We start from the raw sequence: 4,648 nt of genomic DNA, 5'->3' as shown, positions 1-4,648 counted from the left end.
TTTCATATTTAAATCTACCTTTCTGATTATCAACACCCCATTTGTACAATCTTATGAGGTATATTCTACACTATATTTTTGTATGTTTGGGACATAATCAAAAACGGTATACTAAGACATTATCATAAACGGATCATAATAATACATAGTTTTAATAACTACGTATTGAATTGTTAGTATTTATATGATATATTATTAATATATATTAAATAAATTAATCGAATCAATTTATACGTTATAATTAAATTTTATGGAGGTTAATTATGGAGATAAAAGATAGTTACATTTTTGTAACCTTTGGTGATTCTATTACAAGAGGAATTATTTACGATGATATAAAATCTAAATATACACCTTCAAAAGAAAACTTTACTACCATCCTTTCTGATAAAATAAAAGGGCAAGTATACAATGCCGGTAAATTTGGTAATACCATTATGCGCGGTGCAAGTAAAATGTATAATGATGTAATCAAAAAATCACCTGATGTTGTTTTAATAGAATTTGGCGGTAATGACTGTGATTATAATTGGGATGACATTGCTAAAAATCCTAACATGGAATACAAACCAAATACTGATATTTCTACTTTTCGCGAAACACTACTTTCAATGATAGACACATTAAAAACTAATCACATATTGCCTATGCTTATGACTTTGCCGCCACTTGATCCACTAAAATATTTTAAATGGGTTGCAAAAGAAGATTCTTCTGCTGAACAAAATATTTTACAATGGTTAGGTACAAAGGATAATATTTTTAACTGGCATAGTTCATATAACAATATAATCACTGAGGTAGCTAATGCTACTAATACTGTGCTTATAGATGTGAGAACAGAGTTTTTAAAGTACAGCGATTACACTCAATTTTTATGTAAAGATGGAATACATCCAAATATCGGTGGTCAATCATTAATAGCAACTGTTATACTTAAATTTATGAATGATAACTATAATTTTCTATTACAACCGTAAATGTGAGACCTTGTTCCCCTCTTGTTGTTAAGTTAACTCAAAATTAAACGATAATATAATAATATAAAATAATAATGACAAAGGGGGAAGTATTTAGACATATGAATATCATTGGAATTAAAGAGACAACCAATTCAAATTATGCAATTACAAATGATTCAAAAAAAGTAGTTTCTAAAAATGATGGAAATAGTAATACTTCAAAAATCCAAGAATCATCCCAAGATTTAAAAACTGATACATTTGTTAAATCCACAGAAAAAGATGAAGCAATTTCAACCTATAAGCCTCTAAGAAAAAAACTTTCTACAGAAGAAGTAACAGCTTTAAAAGAGGACCAGGCAAATTTAAAAACAGATCTCATAAAAAAATTCATACGTGATACAATAAATAGTCAAAATAGACTACTTGGAAGATCAAACGAAAATGAGACAGAGGAAATACCAAAACAAACTACAGATTTACTTACTAAAATATTTGGTTCAGTAGAAAATGCATACCCACAACTGGCAACAACTCCAGAAGGTGCGACTAAGGCAATAGAAGAAGGTGGAGCATATTCTGTAAATATGGTGGCAGATCGTATAATGGCTATGGCAAAAGCACTAGCAGGAGATGTCCCAAATAAACTTCAACAAATGAGAGAATCTGTAGAAAAAGGTTTTTCAGAAGCAGACTTAGAGTTTAGTAAAGCAACAGAAAATGATTTACCTCAAATATGTAAGGATACATATACTGAGGTAATGAAAAGATTTGATGAATTGCAAAATAGTAACGAATAATAAAAAAAGCCCTTGAGATTAATTAAAATGGAACCTATATGATAGACACTTAAAAAAAGTCTATTCATATAGGCTCTTTTTTTGTACAATAAAATCAGAAAGGTTGTGAATACTATGAGTAAAAAAATATTTACTAATAAAGATATTTTATCTTTATCCAAAAATAGATATGTTAAAAAAATTAGTGAAAAAGGTATCACCTATACAGATGAATTTAAATCCTTATTTATAGTGGAACTTGGTATGGGAAAATTTGTGTCTCGGATCTTTCAAGATGCAGGATTTGATATAGATATGCTTGGTAGAGATAGGATCCAGAGTGCTAGAAAAAGGTGGCGCAAAGCTTATAAAGAATCTGGTGAACTAGGACTTAGAGATACTAGGAAATTTAGTAGTGGACGCCCGCTTAAGCGTGAATTAACACTAGAAGAAATAATTACGAAAAAAGATGCTGAAATTGAATATTGGAAAGCTGAAGCAGAACTATTAAAAAAAATCGAGCTGCAAGAAAGGCAGGTGAAAAACGGTAGGTTAAGTAGCTCCTTAATTTTCACACTCATTAAAAATATCCTGTCTGAAGTTAAATATAGAAATTTGATTAATCATTTATGTGAATTAGCCGGAGTTTCAAGATCAGGCTATTATAATTACTTAAAATCAGAATATAAACGTAATATTAGAGAGCTAAGAGATTGGGGCTTTAAGAAGATAATTCTTATGGCGTATGACCATAGAGGTTACAAGAAGGGCTCCCGTTCCATTAAGATGGTACTGGAGCAAGAGTTCAATGTAATTATTAATAGAAAATGCATTCAAAGAATTATGCGTAAATATAATATTAAGTGCCCTATTAGGAAAGCTAATCCTTATCGTAGAATGATGAAAGCGACTAGAGAGCACACCGTTGTACCAAATCTTTTGAATAGGGAATTCAAACAAGGGGTAGTCGGAAAAGTTTTGTTAACAGATATCACATATATGCCATATGGATCTTCATGTATGGCCTATTTGTCAACGATTAAAGATTCTTCTACAAATGAAATACTTTCCTATCATTTATCTAAACGCATTACGCTAGATATTGCAATGGAAACGATTGAAAAACTGATTAAAGTGAATAAGAATTTACTGCATTCAGAAGCTTTTATACATTCAGACCAAGGAGCACATTATACTAGTCCAAAATTTCAAAAACTACTTAAAAAATATAAACTTGGACAGTCAATGTCTAGACGGGGAAACTGTTGGGATAATGCTCCTCAAGAATCTTTTTTTGGTCATATGAAAGATGACATTGATTATAAAAGCTGTGATACATTTACTGATTTACAGAATATGATTAATAATTATATGGATTATTATAATAACTATAGATATCAATGGGGATTAAAAAAATTGACTCCTGTACAATACAGAAATCAACTTTTAGTTGCATAGCTTTTTTTAAATGTCCTTGACATAGGTTCCATTTTAAATAATCTTAAGGGCTATTCTTTTACCAATTTTTGAAAGGTGGCAGGCACCTTCCATATAATGCAAACTTATTTCACCTTCAATATAATAGTTTCTTCCTTTCCATTCCAATTGACTTTGAAAGTGACTTCCTCATTTTCACTAGGTATCGCACCACTACCACCGCTACGACCTACTTCTAAATAGCCTTCCTTATTAGGTTTCACGCCTGTTATTGATCCTCCCCCCGCAGTGGTTTCATATTCAAAATTAACAGTACCAACCGATGTTATATCAGGCATTTTATATTTGATTAACGGGGACGAATCATGGTAACTTTCGTAGCGGAGCTTACCTGTTTCATCTTCCCACCAATGCTCATAATATTTCAAGTTGAAAGTTCCTTCCCAGTTTGTGCTCTCTCCACTATAAATAATCTCTTTTCCATCGTTTAATTGTTTAAACACAATATCAGAAATTGAAACATATGTTTCGTGTATACTCTTCATTCCTGCCTCAGTTTCTGGATTTTGCGAAGCTATATAAACTAAATATGCATTTTTTGAGTTAAATGGGTATGCCATAAAATCAAATTGTTTATTACCTTCATTTACTATATCTTCACGTTCTACAAAGGACTTGAAAGTATATACAAGTAATGTACCTTTTTTCTCCCCTATATTAAAAATAACAGGATTTACTCCATTTATTTCATATTCATCAGGAGATTTCGACCCATCTTCTTTAAGAACCACCCCTTGATTTTCAAAGGTTTTAACTATGGTTTTTAGTGTCAGTATGTCATTTTTAGGTTTTTCACCTGTTTTATATGCTATTACTCCTATAGCAACGACTGCAACTATCACCACTAAAACAGTAATTATGCCCCATATTTTCAATTTCTTCATCAACTTTTTAAAAGTGTTAGACTGTGGTAAAGCTTATTTAAAATCTCTGAATACATTTTGGTTATAAATTCAAATTTTTTATTTTCATCCATAAATTATCACCTCCCCCTTATATTGTATCATTATAAATTATCTAAATATACTTTATTTTTCAATACACAATCTTAAAAATATAATATTCTAGTCATTGACATAACAACATACTTGCAATACAATATAGCTACTAAGATGTATTGCAAGGTAGGTGATGTGAAATGGCAAATTCTTCGCAGTTATTGAAAGGAATTCTAGAAGGTTGTATTTTGAAAATAATTTTACAAAAGGAAACTTACGGATATGAATTATACAGTTCGCTAAAAACCAGTGGTTTTGATGATCTATCTGAAGTGTTGAACGTCAAATTATAACTAATTGAAAAGTCATTTTATTTCTATTATTAGTAGGTGATTTACGTCAGATTACCTCTAAGAAATCAATTTATAAATAAGAAAACATCATTTTATTAGTATAATTTGTTTTAGCCAGC

At 30.3% G+C, this 4,648-nt stretch carries 4 protein-coding genes and 1 pseudogene; 4 read left to right on the top strand and 1 reads right to left on the bottom strand.

Going from position 1 to position 4,648, the window contains the following annotated elements; genetic code table 11:
* Positions 1-263: 263 nt before the first annotated feature.
* From JJD95_RS19685 to JJD95_RS19675, 3 genes are all read left to right on the top strand, one after another.
* Positions 264-980, top strand: a complete 717-nt coding sequence (locus JJD95_RS19685) for an SGNH/GDSL hydrolase family protein (RefSeq protein ID WP_291645147.1) — start codon at positions 264-266, stop codon at positions 978-980.
* A 101-nt stretch (positions 981-1,081) separates the two neighbouring features.
* On the top strand, positions 1,082-1,762 hold the full coding sequence (locus JJD95_RS19680) for a hypothetical protein (protein WP_291645145.1): 681 nt from the start codon (positions 1,082-1,084) through the stop codon (positions 1,760-1,762).
* 114 nt (positions 1,763-1,876) lie between these two features.
* Positions 1,877-3,199 carry an IS3 family transposase gene (locus JJD95_RS19675; protein ID WP_291645143.1) on the top strand — a complete coding sequence of 441 codons (1,323 nt, stop codon included), beginning with the start codon at positions 1,877-1,879 and terminating at the stop codon, positions 3,197-3,199.
* A 104-nt stretch (positions 3,200-3,303) separates the two neighbouring features.
* Here the strand turns inward: JJD95_RS19675 and JJD95_RS19670 are convergent, their stop codons facing one another.
* Positions 3,304-4,122: a hypothetical protein gene (locus tag JJD95_RS19670; protein WP_291645141.1), complete on the bottom strand. Its 819-nt coding sequence runs from the start codon at positions 4,120-4,122 to the stop codon at positions 3,304-3,306.
* Positions 4,123-4,376: 254 nt separating this feature from the next.
* Here JJD95_RS19670 and JJD95_RS19665 point away from each other — a divergent pair.
* Positions 4,377-4,505 (top strand): annotated as a pseudogene (locus JJD95_RS19665) (PadR family transcriptional regulator); the annotation flags it as partial.
* Between the last annotated feature and the right edge of the window lie 143 nt (positions 4,506-4,648).

It is taken from the genome of Clostridium sp. (genome assembly GCF_016650035.1).
GTDB lineage: Bacteria > Bacillota > Clostridia > Clostridiales > Clostridiaceae > Clostridium_AD.
The sequence above is the reverse complement of the archived record's forward strand: the minus strand, read 5'-3'. Positions and strand labels throughout refer to the sequence as shown.

Excerpts from the sequence above, each read along its gene's own strand:
- JJD95_RS19670 (WP_291645141.1), bottom strand. The coding sequence starts at position 4,122 with ATGAAGAAATTGAAAATATGGGGCATAATTACTGTTTTAGTGGTGATA.
- JJD95_RS19685 (WP_291645147.1), top strand. The coding sequence starts at position 264 with ATGGAGATAAAAGATAGTTACATTTTTGTAACCTTTGGTGATTCTATT.
- JJD95_RS19680 (WP_291645145.1), top strand. The coding sequence starts at position 1,082 with ATGAATATCATTGGAATTAAAGAGACAACCAATTCAAATTATGCAATT.
- JJD95_RS19675 (WP_291645143.1), top strand. The coding sequence starts at position 1,877 with ATGAGTAAAAAAATATTTACTAATAAAGATATTTTATCTTTATCCAAA.